Annotated in this window: 14 protein-coding genes; 7 read left to right on the top strand and 7 right to left on the bottom strand. The window is 49.1% G+C overall.

The features are described from left to right. The first annotated feature begins 169 nt into the window (after nt 1-169). Together larB and larC are read left to right on the top strand one after the other, a co-directional pair. Entirely contained in the window at nt 170-937 is a 768-nt protein-coding gene (larB, locus tag QZN42_RS08350) for a nickel pincer cofactor biosynthesis protein LarB (protein ID WP_296956466.1), read from the top strand. Beyond that, complete coding sequence (gene larC, locus QZN42_RS08345) at nt 930-2,414, top strand: nickel pincer cofactor biosynthesis protein LarC (RefSeq protein WP_296956465.1); 1,485 nt, start codon at nt 930-932, stop codon at nt 2,412-2,414. The genes larB and larC overlap by 8 nt, the downstream gene beginning before the upstream one ends. Nucleotides 2,415-2,743: 329 nt before the next feature. Here the strand turns inward: larC and QZN42_RS08340 are convergent, their stop codons facing one another. From QZN42_RS08340 to QZN42_RS08330, 3 genes are all read right to left on the bottom strand, one after another. Further along, complete coding sequence (locus QZN42_RS08340) at nt 2,744-3,130, bottom strand: hypothetical protein (RefSeq protein ID WP_296956462.1); 387 nt, start codon at nt 3,128-3,130, stop codon at nt 2,744-2,746. Between the two features lie 914 nt (nt 3,131-4,044). After that, complete coding sequence (locus QZN42_RS08335) at nt 4,045-4,797, bottom strand: hypothetical protein (protein WP_296956460.1); 753 nt, start codon at nt 4,795-4,797, stop codon at nt 4,045-4,047. 391 nt (nt 4,798-5,188) lie between these two features. Then, complete coding sequence (locus QZN42_RS08330; protein ID WP_296956458.1) at nt 5,189-5,626, bottom strand: HD domain-containing protein; 438 nt, start codon at nt 5,624-5,626, stop codon at nt 5,189-5,191. Nucleotides 5,627-5,795: 169 nt separating this feature from the next. Here QZN42_RS08330 and QZN42_RS08325 point away from each other — a divergent pair, with 169 nt between their 5' ends. Next, the gene (locus QZN42_RS08325) at nt 5,796-6,842 is read left to right on the top strand and encodes a DUF188 domain-containing protein (protein WP_296956456.1); all 1,047 of its coding nucleotides are present in this window, start codon (nt 5,796-5,798) and stop codon (nt 6,840-6,842) included. Between the two features lie 1,135 nt (nt 6,843-7,977). Here QZN42_RS08325 and QZN42_RS08320 read toward each other — a convergent pair. The 3 genes from QZN42_RS08320 to QZN42_RS08310 are packed head-to-tail and all read right to left on the bottom strand — an operon-like array spanning nt 7,978 to nt 10,311. Then, nucleotides 7,978-8,868, bottom strand: coding sequence for a metal ABC transporter solute-binding protein, Zn/Mn family (locus QZN42_RS08320; RefSeq protein ID WP_296956454.1), 891 nt, complete (start codon nt 8,866-8,868; stop codon nt 7,978-7,980). Next, nucleotides 8,865-9,656, bottom strand: a complete 792-nt coding sequence (locus QZN42_RS08315; RefSeq protein ID WP_296956451.1) for a metal ABC transporter permease — start codon at nt 9,654-9,656, stop codon at nt 8,865-8,867. Before QZN42_RS08315 ends, QZN42_RS08320 begins: the two co-directional genes overlap by 4 nt. Next, nucleotides 9,649-10,311, bottom strand: a complete 663-nt coding sequence (locus QZN42_RS08310) for a metal ABC transporter ATP-binding protein (RefSeq protein WP_296956450.1) — start codon at nt 10,309-10,311, stop codon at nt 9,649-9,651. Before QZN42_RS08310 ends, QZN42_RS08315 begins: the two co-directional genes overlap by 8 nt. Before the next feature lie 437 nt (nt 10,312-10,748). Here QZN42_RS08310 and QZN42_RS08305 point away from each other — a divergent pair, with 437 nt between their 5' ends. Continuing rightward, nucleotides 10,749-11,177 (top strand): Hsp20/alpha crystallin family protein, encoded by a 429-nt coding sequence (locus QZN42_RS08305; protein ID WP_296956448.1) that lies wholly within the window; start codon nt 10,749-10,751, stop codon nt 11,175-11,177. 7 nt (nt 11,178-11,184) lie between these two features. Here the strand turns inward: QZN42_RS08305 and QZN42_RS08300 are convergent, their stop codons facing one another. Next, the gene (locus QZN42_RS08300; protein WP_296956446.1) at nt 11,185-11,565 is read right to left on the bottom strand and encodes a hypothetical protein; all 381 of its coding nucleotides are present in this window, start codon (nt 11,563-11,565) and stop codon (nt 11,185-11,187) included. Between the two features lie 838 nt (nt 11,566-12,403). On the opposite strand from QZN42_RS08300, the gene bioB (QZN42_RS08295) reads away from it, so the two are divergent. The 3 genes from bioB (QZN42_RS08295) (at nt 12,404) to bioB (QZN42_RS08285) (ending at nt 15,736) form a co-directional block, all read left to right on the top strand. Beyond that, the gene (gene bioB, locus QZN42_RS08295; protein ID WP_296956443.1) at nt 12,404-13,402 is read left to right on the top strand and encodes a biotin synthase BioB; all 999 of its coding nucleotides are present in this window, start codon (nt 12,404-12,406) and stop codon (nt 13,400-13,402) included. 141 nt (nt 13,403-13,543) lie between these two features. Next, the gene (gene bioB / locus QZN42_RS08290; RefSeq protein WP_296956438.1) at nt 13,544-14,545 is read left to right on the top strand and encodes a biotin synthase BioB; all 1,002 of its coding nucleotides are present in this window, start codon (nt 13,544-13,546) and stop codon (nt 14,543-14,545) included. Nucleotides 14,546-14,752: 207 nt separating this feature from the next. Continuing rightward, nucleotides 14,753-15,736, top strand: a complete 984-nt coding sequence (bioB, locus tag QZN42_RS08285) for a biotin synthase BioB (protein ID WP_296956436.1) — start codon at nt 14,753-14,755, stop codon at nt 15,734-15,736. Nucleotides 15,737-16,493 lie beyond the last annotated feature (757 nt).

Genomic DNA, 16,493 nt, shown 5'->3' with positions numbered 1-16,493 from the left:
TCCTCAATGCCGCATAAAACATCCCAGTATACTTTGGAATGCAATAATGCAGATTTCATCGGAGCTGCCAGGTTATTTAAGGGTGCGAAGTTTGAGCTGCTAACTGATAACTTTCTAATTAAAGTTATATATAATGAATAGTCATATTGTATTGAAACAGGAAGTACACATGGATTTAAAAAACATTTTAACCGCTGTCCGGGAGGGCTCCATGGATATCGAAGCGGCAGAAGCGCTGCTCCGGGAGAATCCGGCGGACCGGGATTATGAGGAAATGGGCTTTGCCAAGCTGGACACGGATAGAAAAAAGAGGTCCGGCTTTGCAGAAGTTGTCTACTGCCAGGGAAAACCGGACGAATACATCGGCCGTATTTTCAGAAAACTTTACGAGGCAGAAGGCGAAGTCTTCGGTACCAGGGCTTCCGAGCATCAGTATGAACTGGTGAGAGAGTTCATCCCGGATATTTCCTACGACCCTGTTTCCCATATATTAAAGAAAGAAAAAGAAAAGGAACACATCGGCTGCGTAGCCGTATGCACGGGAGGCACCGCCGATATTTCCGTGGCCGAAGAAGCGGCCCAGACGGCCGAGTACTTCGGCACTCATGTGGAAAGGGTATACGACGTGGGCGTTTCCGGCATTCACCGCCTTCTTTCCAAAGAAGGAACCATCCGGAAAGCAAACTGCGTGATAGCCATAGCAGGTATGGAAGGGGCCCTGGCCTCCGTCATCGGAGGACTTGTCCGAAATCCGGTGATCGCCGTACCTACGTCCGTGGGTTATGGGGCCAGTTTCCACGGCCTTTCGGCCCTTCTTACGATGATCAATTCCTGTGCCAATGGCATTGTGACAGTCAATATAGATAACGGTTTCGGGGCGGGCTATGTGGCCACCCAGATCAACCGCCTTGCAGAAAGGGGAAAAATCAATGGGTAAACAGCTTTATCTCGAAGCATCCTCCGGCATCAGCGGAGATATGTTTGTGGCAGCGCTCCTGGACCTCGGAGCCGATCAGAAAGTGCTGGAAAAAGCGCTTTCCTCCATTCCCGCCAAAGGTTTTGAAATCAAAATTTCCCGGGTCCAGAAATCGGGTATCGACTGCTGCGATTTCAACGTCATTCTGGACGCAGAACATGAAAATCACGACCATGATATGGCCTACCTCTACGGACCGGCCCCGGTGGCTGTGGAACATACCCATGACCATGAAGAACATGACCATGAAGAAGACCATCACCACGAGGAAGGAGAACACTGCCATTGTCATCACCACGACCATGAGGAAGGTGAACATTGCCACTGCCACCATCATGATCATGAGGAAGGTCACTGCCATGAGGACCATGACCACTGCCACCATCATGACCATGAGGAAGAAGGACATTGTCACTGCCATTGCCACGAACATGACCATATGCATGACCATGATCATCACCATCATCATGAACACCGGCACCTCTCGGATGTAAAAGCCATCATCGATGCAACGGATATGACCGAATCAGCCAAAGCACTGGCCAACAAAATTTTCCTCATCGTGGCCGAAGCAGAATCCAAAGCCCACAACCTGCCGCTGGAAGAAGTGCATTTCCATGAAGTAGGAGCCATTGATTCCATTGTGGATATCATTTCCGCAGCCGTCTGCTTTGATAACCTGGGCGTAACAGACGTGATTGTGCCGAAACTCTGTGAAGGCACAGGCACCGTCCGCTGCCAGCACGGAGTCCTTCCGGTCCCGGTACCGGCTACTTTGAATATCGTCAATGCTTACGATATGCCCCTGGAAATCATGAACGTTAAAGGCGAATACGTCACCCCCACCGGTGCAGCCATTGCGGCAGCCCTCTGCACCAGCCATACCCTTCCCTCCTCCTTCAAAGTGCTGAAGACAGGCCTTGGCGCAGGCAAGCGGGATTATAAAGAAAAGACCAATATCCTTCGTGCATTCCTCATTGATACGGAAAGCGGGAAATATGAAAAAGACGAAGTGGTGAAGCTCGAAAGCGATATCGACGACGTATCCGGCGAAGTCCTGGGCTATACCATGGAAAAACTCTTCGCAGCCGGAGCCCTCGACGTCCACTACAGCCCTATCTACATGAAAAAGAACCGCCCCGCCTGGGAACTGGTAGTCATCTGCAAAGAAGATAAAAAAGAAGAACTGGAAGACATCATCTTCTCCGAAACCACCACCATAGGCATCCGCGAATTCACCTCCCTCATGCGCTCCATCCTCCATCGGGAAACAAAAGAAATCGACACCCCCTACGGCAAAGCAAAAGTCAAAGAAGTGACGCTGCCCGAAGGCAAACGATACTACCCCGAATACGAAGTGGTCAAAGATCTCGCCGAAAAGAACGGCAAACCCTTCCTGACCATATTTAATGAAATTTTGGCTTTAGCAGGGAAATAATTTGGAAATAAAAACCGCCGATTGAGCAATCGGCGGTTTTGTATTGGGAAATTTTTTCAGCAGCCTTTGAATCGGGAATCTCGGGAATCTCGGGAGTAGTTTCGGGGCTGTCGGGAAGGTGGGCCGCAGCAAATTGTGAAGCGGCCCGATAAAAAAACAAACAACCGGTCCTTTGGGCCGAGGAAAACAGGCAAACCCCGCCTTCTGCCCGAAATGGCTTGTGGATGGCTCGCCGGTCCCAGGCAATACGTATTTATGCGTGGACCTTTGAAAATCGGATTTGTAAAAGAAACAGTTTAATTTCTGTTTTTTCTTCTTTGTCAGAATGATCAGTTTCCTTCTGAGGAATCCGGAGAAATCTTTCTTTCAATTATATTTTGGTCAGGATTCTTTACTTTTCTTTCAGTTAAGGTATCCAGGTAAATTTTGAGCAAATTTGAGATACGGTTTGAAATACCTGAAAAACGGGGAAAATTTTCAGAAAATATCAAGGTATAAATCTGTAAATCCTTCTCAAAATTTATGAGGGCTTCTATGTATTGGTTTCTCCTGAGTTTTTCATTCCCGTCCTTATAGTAAGTCCTGGCCCGCATCAGTAAAAGCCAGGGAAAATCATACTTTCCGAAGGGAATTCTTTGTGCCTGCATCAGCAGACGAATTCTCTCGCTTAAAGCTGCGCTTGCTATTTCAAGATCGTGATCGTAATCATAAAGCATATTTTCTGAACCTTTTTCGGGAACGATATACGGAGATAAATTAAATGATAAGAAAGATCTAAGAAGATAAGCATGACCCGGTAAAAGTACTGGCAGAGCAAGGTCTCTGTCATCGGGATTACTTTTCTTCGAGCAAAAGGAGCTGCTGAAAAGGCGCAGCTGCCACAGATTCCTGCGGACGATGATTAAGAATCATTTCTCGGCCAATCCTGAAGATTATGATAGTGTCACAGCCCTTGCTGCTATTCGTATTAAACAGGGTAAAAAAAGCGGAAGCCTGGAAATATTTGCGCCGTGCCGCACCACACTGTGAGGAGGCGAGGGAATTGGGAGGGCTTATTTGATATTTGTCTTAGGCGTTTTTCAATCTTTCCACGACAAAAAGCCACGGGCAGGGAGCTCTCATACCTGCTTTCGTGGCTTTTTGATTCGGATGTTCCAATCGATTCGATCATCGTTTCATTTTATGGATCCATATTTGGGAGTTCATTCATCGCCCTTTCCGCTTTCTCTGAGATTGGCCGTAGCGGAAACTTGCGGGTGATTTCCTTCGCTCTACTAATATAGTGCAAAAAAGGATATTTATTTCATTATTTTTTGATTAAATTTTGCGGTTGTGAATTACCAGGCATTAAGGCCCCAAGGGCCGGGTAAGTTCATCTTTGGTACAAGGCCCATGTGAGGCTAATTATCGAAAGATACATATGCTAAATGACTCATTCGTAGTCAAAAAGCCCACTAAGGGCAGCTGTGCTGGACATATACTTTTGACGGAAAATATAAAAAGGCGGCGCCCATCAATTTGCGCCGCACCTTCTGCCTCTGCATAGGCGGCTCACACGATTTTGAGCGTCGCTTTACTCCTCCAAAATCGGTTCGCTGCCTAACTTACCACTTGTCACTTTTTCTAACTACTACTCACTTTCCTTCCATTCCGCATCGATAGTCGTCCCGAAGACTTCATAATGTTTCCTGAGTTCCTTCTTAAGACTTCTTGCCATGGATCCCATGGTCACATAGGTAATGCCTCCGGAAAGGACCGCTCCCAGAAGGGGAATGGCTTTGGCCACGGTTTTACCGAAAAGCTGCCGGTTAATCTGAATCCCCAGGAACATTAAGACCTGTTTCAGGGTAGGATGCAGCGTTCCTTTCGTCAATGCATGGGTAATCAGTGCCTTCTCGCAATGCTCTGCCAGCTGTCTCATGATTTCCACAATGGCCCTGTTGGCCTGGGTCACGCCAAACATGACTCCCAGAAAAAGGACCAGCTTCATCTTTCCTTCTTCCTGCAGCACCTTTCCCTCATAGAGACTGCTCCAGCCATAAAGGTAAGCCAGCATCTGGGCAAGCCGCATGGCATGAGCAAAAGTCTGTACCCCGTCTGCCATCATAGCCGGAATCATGGAAAGTCCTCCGGGAACGCCGGCTGCTGCCGATAGTACGGTACTTCTCATGCGCTCCGAGGAAATACAGTCCTCCGCCAGCTCATCGATGATATCCAGCGGAATTCCCGCCTTCGCAGGATTCGACCGGATGGCCTCCTCCACCTTTGAAGAATCGCACCTTTTACTCAAAGTTTCGCGAAGGAAAACCTTCCTGTCAATCACCGCCCCCGGCAGCCCCTGGGCCATATTGAGAATGGAATCAAAAGAAATACGATCCGCCATAATCAGAACTCCTTATTTCTACGACTCAAGTACTTTATTTTATTATGGCGAATCTTCGGGCCGGACGCAACGTTTTTCCATCAGAAACTTTACAAAGTGAGGTTGTACGATGCTTACACAATACGTTGAATCACCGGAGATGATAAAGTTATCAGTGAAAGACGCCCGCATCAAATTTGGATAAGGAAAGTATATCTATTTTTGTACGCCGCCCTTCCTGCAAAACTTTTGAGTCATTTCCCCGGGGTGTGTTTTATCAGTGAGTTTCATATGTGCCTTCCCCATGCGAAAAAGGCTTCCTTGCGGGAAGCCTTTCTGACAAGTCTCTGGATCGCTGGTCACTAACCACTAAGCACTAAAAACTAACTGCTGGCAACTAACGTCTAACCTCTCATTCCTCACTCAGAATCGCATAGGCCTTTTTATATTTCTCCACCCGTTTCAAATCTTTTTCTGTCACCACCGGCAGGCGGGTGAGGTCCATATTGTTTCTGAGGTCCGATTTTTTGACGGCTATGGCATAGGGATTGCCGCTGGCTTTGACTTTTCGTATGTAGTCCAGGTAGGGCAGGGAATCGTCGTGGGTGAGGAGCCCCACGGCTTCTGCCACTTCGTCTCCGAATAGTTCTCTCAGTTTTTCCACGGTCATTTCCGTATCTTCCACTGTATCATGCAGCATGCCGACTACTGCGTAAGTTTCGCCCAGGTCCTTTACTCCATTCGATACGGTGAGGAGATGGTTCATGTAGGGTTTTCCGGCTCTGTCCACCTGTCCCTTGTGGCAGGTTTCTGCCACTTTCCTTGCTTTTTCCAGTAATGTTTCCATCATGTACCTCCTTTTCTCTAGCTTTATTATAGTGGAAATGGGGACAGAAGTTGTCGCCGGCCAGGTGACTTTTTCTGCTGCTTTCTAATCACTAATCACTAATCACTAAAAACTCTCTTCCTCCTGCACTCCCGCCTCTTTGTGCTACAATATACGAAAGGAGGTGTTCTTATTGCAGGTATGGAAAGTGAAAGATAATTATTTCCTCATTGAACGGGATGGAAATCTTTTCGCCCGGGCAGAGGAGCTTCTGACGGGAGAAACGGTTCCGGTGGAAAAGGTGGAAATAGAAAAACTGCCGGAGCTTTTGCTTTATGATGTGGGCAATTTCCGCTGCCTCGGAATCGGCCGGTTTTCTTCGGAGGAGGAGAGGCTTTTTGCGGGGGCTCTTTTTCATTTCCTTACGGGTCATGATTATGCGGGAAATCCGGAGCCTTACCGCACGGAGCCTCTCATGATGAGCACCAGGGATTTCCTGGAGGAGCATCCGGAGGTATATGAGGAAATCGGCGCTTACGCGGAAAAGATCATGAGGACCCGGGAGTATGATGAGTGGGAAATGGAATTCGAGTGTTTCCTCGCGGAGTACCCGAAGACCATTCCGGCGAGGGACCGGCCGAGGTGGCGGGATATTTTCCATCTTCTCTGGAAACGGACGGCAGACCGGCTGGACTATGAAGGAAAAGAAATCTGGCCTGTGGAAGAGGAAAAGCTGCAGGAATTTATTTCCTTATGGAAGGAAGGTAAAGCGCCCCTTTCCGGCGGAACTCCGGTGAGAGAAAAAGGGAAGGGAAATATTTCCTTTAGAATCCTCATTGACGGCGATGCATGCCCCGTGATCCGGGAAACGGAGCGGATTGCCGCTTCTTATGGGATTTCCTGCTTCATTTACTGCGATGATTCGAGGGAAATGGAATCGTCCTACAGCAGAATCATCCGCGTGCCCCGCGGGGCGAATTCCGCAGACTGGGCCATCGTGGGAGATGCGCGCCCCGGAGATATCGTGATCACCCAGGATTTCGGCCTGGCTTCCATGGTCCTTGCCAAAAGGGCTCATGCGATGCACCAGGACGGCTGGCGCTATGAGCTTTCCGCTCTCGATAAAGGGGTGAAGAAAAGGAAAAAACGGCATCCCTACGGGAAAAGGAGAGGCGAAGAAGATGGAAATTTCGAGGAAGCGCTGGACGAACTGGTGAGTGAACTGATGAATCCGGAGTGAGAGGACTTTTGCCGGGAGTGGGATGAAAAGACGGATTGGGGACTGCGGATTTCGGAATTCGGGAAGGTGGCGCCTTTAATATATAATGGGCGCCATTTTTTATATGGGGATTTTCAGTGTAGATGGCTTTTGAATCGGGGATATCGGGAATGGTCGGGGTTCATTTCGGGAATCTCGGGAAGGTGTGCGGCCTTCGGCCGCAAGATTTATATGGGAGTTCGTCTTTAAAGACTTTGGGGGAAAAGGAAAACTGTAAGCTGAGGGACTTTTGAATCGGGGGTGTCGGAGATGATCGGGAGTCTCGGGAATATCGGGAAGGTGGCGGCCTTCGGCCGCAAGATTTATAGTTTGACGTTACGGGGCAGCGGTTTGAGACAATTTTTCTGCCTGCGATAGATAGCCCCCTTCACCCGCTTTGCGGGAGCTTCCCCCGTAGGGGGAAGCAAGTCATCATCGCCGGGGAAATTTATTGTCGAAAGCGAACTATCGTGATTTTCAACCCCGTCTGAGCAGATTCCCAATTAAAAAATGTGCCGCATCAGCGGCACACCTCCCCGGCAGCCCCGCACCCCGAAATCTCGGAAATGAGTCGAAAGGGGCATGTCCCAAACAGGGCTAAAACCCGAAAACCGTAACTGCCTCAAGCCATAGTAATTGCCATATGATTGGAAGACATAGTGCAGTTCGTCCCCTCAGCCTCACTACGTTCGGCAGCTCCCCTTTCGAGGGGAGCCTTTCCCATTCGCGGCTGCGGACTGCAGAGATATTTCCCGTATTTGGGTCAATTTCGACTTGTACGAGAGTACAGGTTCTCCGTCGCCTGCGGCGACTGCCCGAACTTCGGGGAGCTCTTGCTTACCGATAGAGACAATTGTTACTGGTACCTTTCGTCAGTCAGTATCCTATGTGCCTTGTGTGGATAGTGCAAAAAACATTAATCAACCATCTCTTGCCCTTTCAGGCCCTTTGGGCCAGCTTCCCGGGGGGAAAAAAGCCTTCTCGCGTACCGATTGTTTCATTTTATCCCGAGGATGTTTCGGTATTTGGTCTCCTGTGTGCCCTGATGAGAATTTTCTCATATAAAAAGCCCGCTGCTGCGGGCTATTTCTAAATGCTAACGGTTAAGCACTAAAAACTATTTCACTGCATCCACAATTTTCCCTATATTTTCTTTCATCACATCGATATATTTTTCGTTATCTGCTGTTTCCATGGTATCCAGGGTTTCTACTTTTGCTCCTGCTTCTTCGGCCAAAGTTCTGGCGAGGGCGGGGTCCATGGTTTCTTCGGTGAAGATGGTTTTTACTTTTCTTGCTTTGCAGTATTCCATGAGTTCGATGAGCTTTCTTGCCGGCGGTTCTCCGGTGGCGAAGGCGTCTTCTACGCTTTCCTGGTTTAAGGAGAGGTCTCTGGCCAGGTAGGCGAAGGCTGCGTGGCCGGTGACCAGTTCTTTTCGCCGGGCGCCGGTAATGGATTTCCTTGCATTGCTTCTGATTTCATCGATTTCGGAGGCAAAGTGAGCGTAATTTTCCTCAAAGGTTTCTTTATTGTCAGGGCTTGCGGAAATGAGACCGTCCCGGATGGCCCGGGCTTCTTCTTTTGCTTCGGAGAGGCCCAGCCAGGTGTGGGGGTCGTAGTCTCCGTGTTCGGCTCGTTCTTCTTCGCTTTCGATGGGAATGGGTTTGATCCCTTTTGATGCTTCTACCACAATCAGATTGTCATGGGCGGCTGATGAGAGGACTTTGTCTGCCCAGTGTTCCATGCCCATGCCGTTGTATACGAAAAGGCGGGCATTTTTTATTTTTATGAGGTCTTTTGTCCTGGGTTCAAAGTCGTGGGGCTCGCTGCCTCTCGGGACCATGGTGGTTACGTCCACCAGATTTCCCCCTATTTCTTTTGTGAGGATTTCCATGGCTCCAAAGGAGGCAATTACGGGAATTTTCCCCGAGGGCGGGGGCGTTTCATGGCCGCAGGCGGAAAGGAGGAGGGCCAGGGAGAGGGCTCCGTATTTCCAGTATTTCTTCATTTCTTCACCTGCTTTACAAGAATGGTGAGGAGGAGGATTCCTGCACTGGTGAGGGCCGTAATTCCGCCCGGGGCGGCTCCTGCGTAGTAGGAAATGAAGAATCCGCCCAGAATGGAAATGAAGCTGAAGAGGAGGGAGAAGAGGCAGGTGGTCTTGAAGCCTTTCCCCAGCTGCAGGGCTGAAGCCACGGGAAGGGTGATCATGGACGTGATAACGAGGATTCCCACAGAGCGGATGGAAACGGAAATGGCCGCTGCCACGAGGAAGGCAAAGAGGTAGTTCAGCCTTTTTGCAGGGACTTTCGCAATCCTTGCCGCTTCTTCATCGTAGGTAATGTAAAGGAGCTGGTGGTAATTGATAATCACCGTCAGAAGTGCCAGAAGGGTCAGAATGGCTGTGACAACCATATCTGCAGGAGATACGGTGAGCATGGAGCCGAAAAGGTAGGCATCCGCATTGGCATGGAGCAGACCTGAGGAAATAAGGGTAATGGCAATTCCTACGGATATAGATAAAACGATGGAAAGGATGAGGTCCGTATATTTCCTGAAATACTGGCGGAGGTATTCGATGAAAAGTCCGGCGAGGGCGGTGAAGGCAAAGGATACAAGCACCGGGCTTTCTCCGAAAAGAAGGCCCAGGGTGACCCCCGCCAGTGACGAATGGGCCAGGGTATCGCCAATCATGGAGTAACGCCTTAGCACGAGAAAAATCCCGATGCAGGGACAGAGGATGGCTATGCAGATGGAAATAAAGAGGGCATTTCTCATGAAAGCATATTCAAACATGGCCGCCCTCCTTTTCTATATATTCTTTAATGTAATGGTCCACGCTGCAGAGGTGGCCTTTTCCGCCGGTCACATGGTAAAGCTGGCTGGAAACTTTTCCCGCTTCCACCATATTGTGCTCCACCGAAAGGACGGTCAGTTTTTTCTCTTTGTTTAATCGTGAAAGCTCGGAATAAATTTCCCGCTGGCTTTCGATGTCCACGCCTGTGGAAGGTTCATCCAGGACGAGGAGGTCCGGATGGCCCATGAGGGCCCGGGCGATGAGCACCTTCTGGTGTTGGCCTCCGGAAAGATTTCCCATGAGTTTTTGGGAAAAGCCTTCCATTCCCGTGATGGAAAGGATGTCTTTCACAGGAATGGAGGGGAGGTGAAGAAGCTTTCCGTAGGAATGAATCACTTCTTCCACGGTAATGGGGAAGGCCTGGTCCCTTGCCGGCATCTGGGGCACATAGCCAATCCGCTTTGCACGGCAGGTGAGGGTGCCTTTGGAAGGATTTAAAAATCCCAGGATGAGCTTCAGAAGCGTACTCTTTCCGCTGCCGTTATTTCCTACGATGGAAATATATTCGCCCTTTTCCACGTGAAGAGAAATATCCTCTAAGAGCCAGGGCGCTTTCCCGGTGTAGGAGAAATACAGATGGTCGATGGTGAGCATGGGGAGCCTCCTTTCTGATTTATCGTTCTTTTACTTTATCTTACCATAAAAGGAAAGAGGGTAGAAAAAGTGATAAGTGGTAAGTGAAGGTGGCGGCCTGGCGGCCGCGAGTATATATGGGGATGGCAGAGGAAGGGTGGAAACTTTTTGGCTCAAAAGTTTTTCATGGGATGTGGAGCACTAATAACTGATAGCTTCCAAAAGAAAATTTAAAAAATATTTCCTTAAAAGTCAAATAAATCAAACAAAAACACAATTTTTTATCCGATAAATACTGGTATTTTAACCAAAAAGATGAAAAGTCAAAATATTATTAGCACTCTATTGACATGAGTGATAAAAGTGGTATACTATAGTTGTCAGGAGGAAAGGAACCGGAAAGGGTTCCGGAAATCCTGAAAATATTACAACAATTCAAAGGAAAGAGGTCTTTGATTATGGGTAGCTTGATTCCATTTGATGGTCTGTTTGGTGATTCTGTGCTGGATCGTTTCTTTGATGACATTCCGACAGTGTATAAAGATTATGTGGCCACTCCGAGGGTGGACATCGAGGATCTGAAGGATCATTATGAAGTTACCTGCGATATGCCGGGCTTCACGAAAGATCAGATCCATGTCGATTATGCAAACGGCGTTCTCTCTATTTCCGCGAAACGGGAAGATCAGAAAGAAACGAAGGATGAAGAACGTCATTTCATCCGCAAAGAGCGTGGGGCTGTTGGTTTCCAGCGTTCTTTCACGGTAAAAGGCATTAAGGAAGAAGATATCAAAGCCAGCCTGAAAGACGGCGTACTGCAGATCGAACTTCCGAAAGTGGATGAAAAGAAACTGGAAGAATCCCATCGCATCCAGATTGCAGGATAATCGGTAATCACGGAAAGTCCGGTGATGGGAATGATTGGAAATAGTTCACAAAGGCGCTGCCGCGGGTAGCAAGTCCTTCGGCAGCAACCCATTTTCCAAATTTCATCATTGTTTTCATCTCTTCATTTTCCCTCTCCCATTTGTTACAACCCCAAAGCAGAAAGCCCCGCTCCCCTCGGGGTTTTTTGCTTTGTCTTTTTGTTTTACTTTTTATGATAAGGATATTTTCAGGACGGATGACTTTTGAATCGGGAATCTCGGGAATTGTTTCGGGAGTGCCGGGGTTGTCGGGAATGTGTGCGCCCTTTGGGCGCAAGATTTTATATGTGACGTTACGGAGCAGTGGTTTGAGTCTATCTCGTTGGCTATGATAGTAAGCCCCCTTCACCCGCTTTGCGGGAGCTTCCCCCGTTGGGGGACGCTGGAGAATTCCCGGGAGAGTTTAGCGGCAAAGGTGCAGTACGGGGATTTTCCCTCGTCTGTGCACATTCCCAATCAAAAAAGGTGCCGCATCAGCGGCACACTTTCCCGAACCCCGAACCCCGCACCCCGAAATCTCGCTAAAGACTCCATCGAGGCAAGCACCGGACAGGGCTAAGACCCGAAAACCGCAACTGACTCAGACCATAGTAACTGATCTGTAATTTCCCAACATAGTGCGGTTCGTCCTCATCGAAGGGATTAGGAATTGGGGGTTGGGGATTAGGGAAGGTGCGGCGCAAAGTTGTTGGGCGCCGCAGTTTTGATATTGCCTTTGGCTCTCGTCTGGACGGAGCGGTGTTTTCCTCATTTGCTCGTGGGTATTTCGTCGGTTAGCCGCATGTGTGCCGTGTGCGATTGTACAACCTATCCGGCTGCTCCGCAGCCACCTTTCCATCCCAGGAAAGGTGGTGACCTGTTGTCAGTTTTTCCGCTTTCCTCATAGGGGACTTGTATGTGCAGTGCAGGGAAAACAGGAATCTTACAATTTTCAGCACGTTTGGGAGCCAAAGGCCGTCGGCGAAGCCGACTATATAAATTGGTTTCCGCAGGAAACCATATCTTTCCCGATCACCCCAATCATCCCGACAACCCGACAGTCCCGATACAAAAGTATTTCCACTTCTATATTCGTATTGTTAACCAGCATAAAATAACTAATTGACAGATTTCATTGTTTATTTTATACTTATTCACGAGGTAACAATTCGAACAGGGGCTGCTCATTTTTGAAAGGAAGAATCCCTATGAACAGTGCTTGTGAAGAAATTATCAGACTGGCTGACAAAGTCATTGATGGTGGTGAAATTACTGAAGAAGAAGCAAAGAAATTAATCCGTACAAAAGATGAGGATACCATGGTCCTTCTGGCCATGGCGGATAAGATTCGTCAGAAGTTTGGCGGCAATGCAGTGGATTTCTGCGGAATCATCAATGCAAGAAGCGGCCACTGCCAGGAAAACTGCAAGTTCTGTGCCCAGTCCGGCTGGTATCATACCGGTGCTAAAGTATACCGTCTCCTTCCGGAAGAACAGATTCTGGAAGCTGCAAAAAAGGCAAAAGCCGAAGGCGCTGCCCGTTTTTCCATCGTAACGAGCGGACGCAACCAGGACAATCCGAATGAATTTGAAGAAATCATCGACCTGGTAAAAAAGATTCAGAAGGAAGTAGGCATCGAAGTCTGCTGCTCTCTGGGCCTCATTGCTCCGGAGCAGGCAAGACGGCTGAAGGAAGCCGGCATCACCCGCATGCACTGCAATATCGAAACTGCTCCGTCTTATTTCCCTGAAATCTGCTCCACCCATACCATGGAAGACAAGGAACAGATCATCAAGGTTGCCCAGGGAGCAGGCATCCGCGTATGCTCCGGCGGAATCATCGGTCTCGGTGAATCCCTGGACCAGAGAGTGGAAATGGCATTCAAACTGAAAGCCATGCACATCGATTCCGTTCCGCTGAACGTGCTGAATCCGGTGAAAGGCACCCCGTTCTATACGAACCGGAGGCTGCCGCCGCTGGAAATCCTCCGCACATTTGCTATGTTCCGTTTCGTCCTGCCAAAGGCACTCATCCGCACTGCCGGCGGACGTGAAGTGAACCTCAGAAGCCTTCAGGCTTATGCCCTTTCCGGCGGCCTGAACGGAATCATGGTAGGCGGCTATCTGACCACTCCGGGCAGAAATCCGGAAGATGATCTGGTCATGGTGAATGACCTTGGCCGCGGCCGCACCCAGCCTCAGCTTTGATTACAATTTCATAATAGAAATAGAAATATTCCGCACATTGCGAGACACGAATATTTCTATTACGCACTCGCGTAAGGTTTGACAATGGCTATACCCTGTATTTCTAACGACAGGTTTTTATTTAAAAAGGAGTGTTTTGCAATGGAAAGCAGCTGTGAACAGATTTTAAAGTGGACTGAAAAAATTTTGAATGGTGGAGAAATCACCGAGGACGAAGCAAGAGCCCTGATTCGTACGAAAGATGAAGATACCATGCTTCTTCTCGCCTGCGCTGACAAGATCCGCCAGAAATTTTCTGGCCGGAGCGTAGATCTTTGTGCCATTATCAACGCAAGGAGCGGTTCCTGCCAGGAGGACTGTAAATTCTGTGCCCAGTCTGCCCGTTATAACACAGGTGTAAAAACCTATAAATTCCTTCCGGAGGAAGAGGTCATTGAAGCGGCCAAGAGAGCTAAAAAAGCCGGAGCTGCCCGTTTCGATATTGTTACTGCAGGCCGTGACCAGAGAAATCCGAAGGACTTTGCGGAAATTCTCGACTTAATCCGTCGCATCCGCAAGGAGGTGGGCATCGAAGTATGCTGCTCCCTCGGATTCCTGACACAGGAACAGGCTTACCAGCTGAAAGAAGCCGGTATCAGCCGCCTGCACTGCAATATCGAATCAGCACCCTCTTTCTTTAAGGAAGTGTGCACAACCCATACCGCTGAAGAAAAAGCAGAAAACGTGGCTCGTGCCCAGAAAGCGGGCATCCGCGTATGCTGCGGCGGAATCATCGGTCTTGGTGAATCCCTGGACCAGAGAGTGGAAATGGCATTCCATCTGAAGGATATGCACATCGATGCGGTACCGCTGAATGTGCTGAACCCGATTCCGGGTACTCCTTTTGAACACAATAAGCGCCTTTCTCCTCTTGAAATCCTGCGCTCCTTCGCCATGTTCCGTTTCGTACTGCCCAAGGCACAGATCCGTACAGCCGGCGGCCGCCAGATTAACCTCAGAAGCCTCCAGTCCATGGCACTGGCAGGCGGCATGAACGGGGTAATGATCGGAAACTACCTTACCAGTAAAGGCTCCAATCCCCAGGACGATATCACCATGCTCCACGATCTCGGCCGTACCCAGACAGCACCGAATCTGAACTGATTGAAATAAAACAGCAGGGAAATTCTTTTCCTGCTGTTTTCGTGGTGGAAATAAAAGTGATAAGTGGCGGTGGGCCCTTTGAAATAATGGAAGGGCCCGATTTTATAAATGGAAATTATCGGAAATGATTTCTAAACCACTATATTCGCGCCGCATCAGCGGCGCACCTTCACTTACCACTTATTCTTATAAATCGAAGTGAACACTATGGACAAAAATATTCAATTTATAACAGACTGTCTGGACAAAGTCCTTTCCGGCGGGGAGATTTCCCGGGAGGAAGCGGGGAAATTGTACGTGGCAGGGCAGAAGGAACCTTTATTTCTCATGGCAGGCGCCGATAAGATACGGAAGAATTTCTGCGGAGACAAAATGCGTTTCTGCTCTGACGTGAACGCAAGGAGCGGACGCTGCACGGAAAACTGCCGCTTCTGCGCCCAGTCGGGCTGGTATAAGACGGGAGTGGACGAATATCCGCTCCGCACGCCGGAATTCCTGCTGGAACAGGCTAAAAAAGCAGAAGAATACGGAGCTGAACGCTTCGGTATCGTAACGAGCGGCAGAGGCCAGAGCGATCCTGTGCAGTTTGGTGCAATTGTCAAAGCCGTGGAAATGATTACAAAGGAAACGAAGCTTTCCGTCTGCTGCTCTCTGGGACTTTTGACTGATGAACAGCTGGCAAGGCTCAAGAAAGCAGGCTGCCAGCGGATTCACTGCAATCTGGAGACCGCGCAGCGCTATTTCCCCCATATCTGCACCACTCATACCTATGAAGAAAAAGAAGACCACATCCGCCGCATCCAGAAGGCAGGCCTCGAAGTCTGCTCCGGCGGAATCATGGGCCTGGGAGAAACGCCGGATGACCGGATCGACATGGCTTTTGCTTTAAAGAGCCATCACATCACTTCCGTGCCTCTTAATATTTTCAGCCCCATTCCCGGGACTCCTTTCGGCAAAAATAAACCGCCGAAACCCCTCGAAGTTTTGACCATGTTCTCCGTATACCGCTTCATCCTGCCTCATACCATTATGAGAGTCTGTGCAGGAAGAGAAACAGCTCTCCGGGACCTCCAGGCCTTCGCCCTGGCAGCCGGACTCAATGGAGCCATGATCGGAGGCTATCTCACCATCGCCGGAAGGCCGCCGGAAAAGGATAAGCAGATGGCGGTGGATCTGGGGAGAGAGTTGTAAAATTGCCCTTCGGTAACGACTTGAAAGGTGGAGGCACTTGTGCCTTCACCTTTTTGGTATTCGAATGGCCTGCCGGAGGGGCAGGCGGGGAAGAGGCATTAGAAAGCGGAGCTTTGAGGTATTCGAATGGCCTGCCGGTTTCGGCAGGACGGACTGAGGCATGTGAGACTGGAAACTTTGAAGTATTCGTGCGGCCTGTCGGAGCGACTGGCGGGGTAGAGGCATTAGAACCTGGAGCTTTGAAGTATTTGTGGGGCTTGCCAGAGCGGCAGGTGAGGAAGAGGCATATAAGCTTGGAGCTTTGAGGTATTCGTGGGGCCTGCCGGAGCGGCGGGTGAGATAGAGGCATAAAAGTCGAGGACTTTGAGGTATTCGTATGGGCCTGCCGGAGCGGCGGGTGAGATAGAGGCATAAAAGTCAAGGACTTTGAAGTATTCGTGGGGCCTGCCGGAACGACTTGACAGTTTGAGGCGTTTGAGCGGTCACCTTTTGTGTATTCGTTTTTTTAAAGTCACTATCGATGAATGCCATGTGTCAATAATCCAAAAAATTGAATGGCCTTTAAAATAATTGAAGGCCATTCTTTTTTATTCCCGCCCACCCGCCCTGACGGCCCATCGCTTCGCTCGGGGATTTGTTGAGTTGTTAACAGTTAGCCACAATATCATTAACTTAACAGCTGCTAAAGTGCTTCCAAATCGAAATTTCTCTATTGCGTTTAAAGGAAATAGGGCCTTATTCACCCTGTTCGGAGTAA

It is taken from the genome of uncultured Dialister sp., from assembly GCA_900314595.1.
Taxonomy (GTDB): domain Bacteria; phylum Bacillota; class Negativicutes; order Veillonellales; family Dialisteraceae; genus Dialister.
The sequence above is the reverse complement of the archived record's forward strand: the minus strand, read 5'-3'. Positions and strand labels throughout refer to the sequence as shown.

Coding starts and splice junctions, on each gene's coding strand:
- QZN42_RS08340 (WP_296956462.1), bottom strand. CDS start 3,130: ATGCTTTATGATTACGATCACGATCTTGAAATAGCAAGCGCAGCTTTA.
- QZN42_RS08330 (WP_296956458.1), bottom strand. CDS start 5,626: ATGATGGAAACATTACTGGAAAAAGCAAGGAAAGTGGCAGAAACCTGC.
- bioB (WP_296956443.1), top strand. CDS start 12,404: ATGAACAGTGCTTGTGAAGAAATTATCAGACTGGCTGACAAAGTCATT.
- QZN42_RS08310 (WP_296956450.1), bottom strand. CDS start 10,311: ATGCTCACCATCGACCATCTGTATTTCTCCTACACCGGGAAAGCGCCC.
- larC (WP_296956465.1), top strand. CDS start 930: ATGGGTAAACAGCTTTATCTCGAAGCATCCTCCGGCATCAGCGGAGAT.
- QZN42_RS08320 (WP_296956454.1), bottom strand. CDS start 8,868: ATGAAGAAATACTGGAAATACGGAGCCCTCTCCCTGGCCCTCCTCCTT.
- larB (WP_296956466.1), top strand. CDS start 170: ATGGATTTAAAAAACATTTTAACCGCTGTCCGGGAGGGCTCCATGGAT.
- bioB (WP_296956436.1), top strand. CDS start 14,753: ATGGACAAAAATATTCAATTTATAACAGACTGTCTGGACAAAGTCCTT.
- QZN42_RS08305 (WP_296956448.1), top strand. CDS start 10,749: ATGGGTAGCTTGATTCCATTTGATGGTCTGTTTGGTGATTCTGTGCTG.
- bioB (WP_296956438.1), top strand. CDS start 13,544: ATGGAAAGCAGCTGTGAACAGATTTTAAAGTGGACTGAAAAAATTTTG.
- QZN42_RS08315 (WP_296956451.1), bottom strand. CDS start 9,656: ATGTTTGAATATGCTTTCATGAGAAATGCCCTCTTTATTTCCATCTGC.
- QZN42_RS08335 (WP_296956460.1), bottom strand. CDS start 4,797: ATGGCGGATCGTATTTCTTTTGATTCCATTCTCAATATGGCCCAGGGG.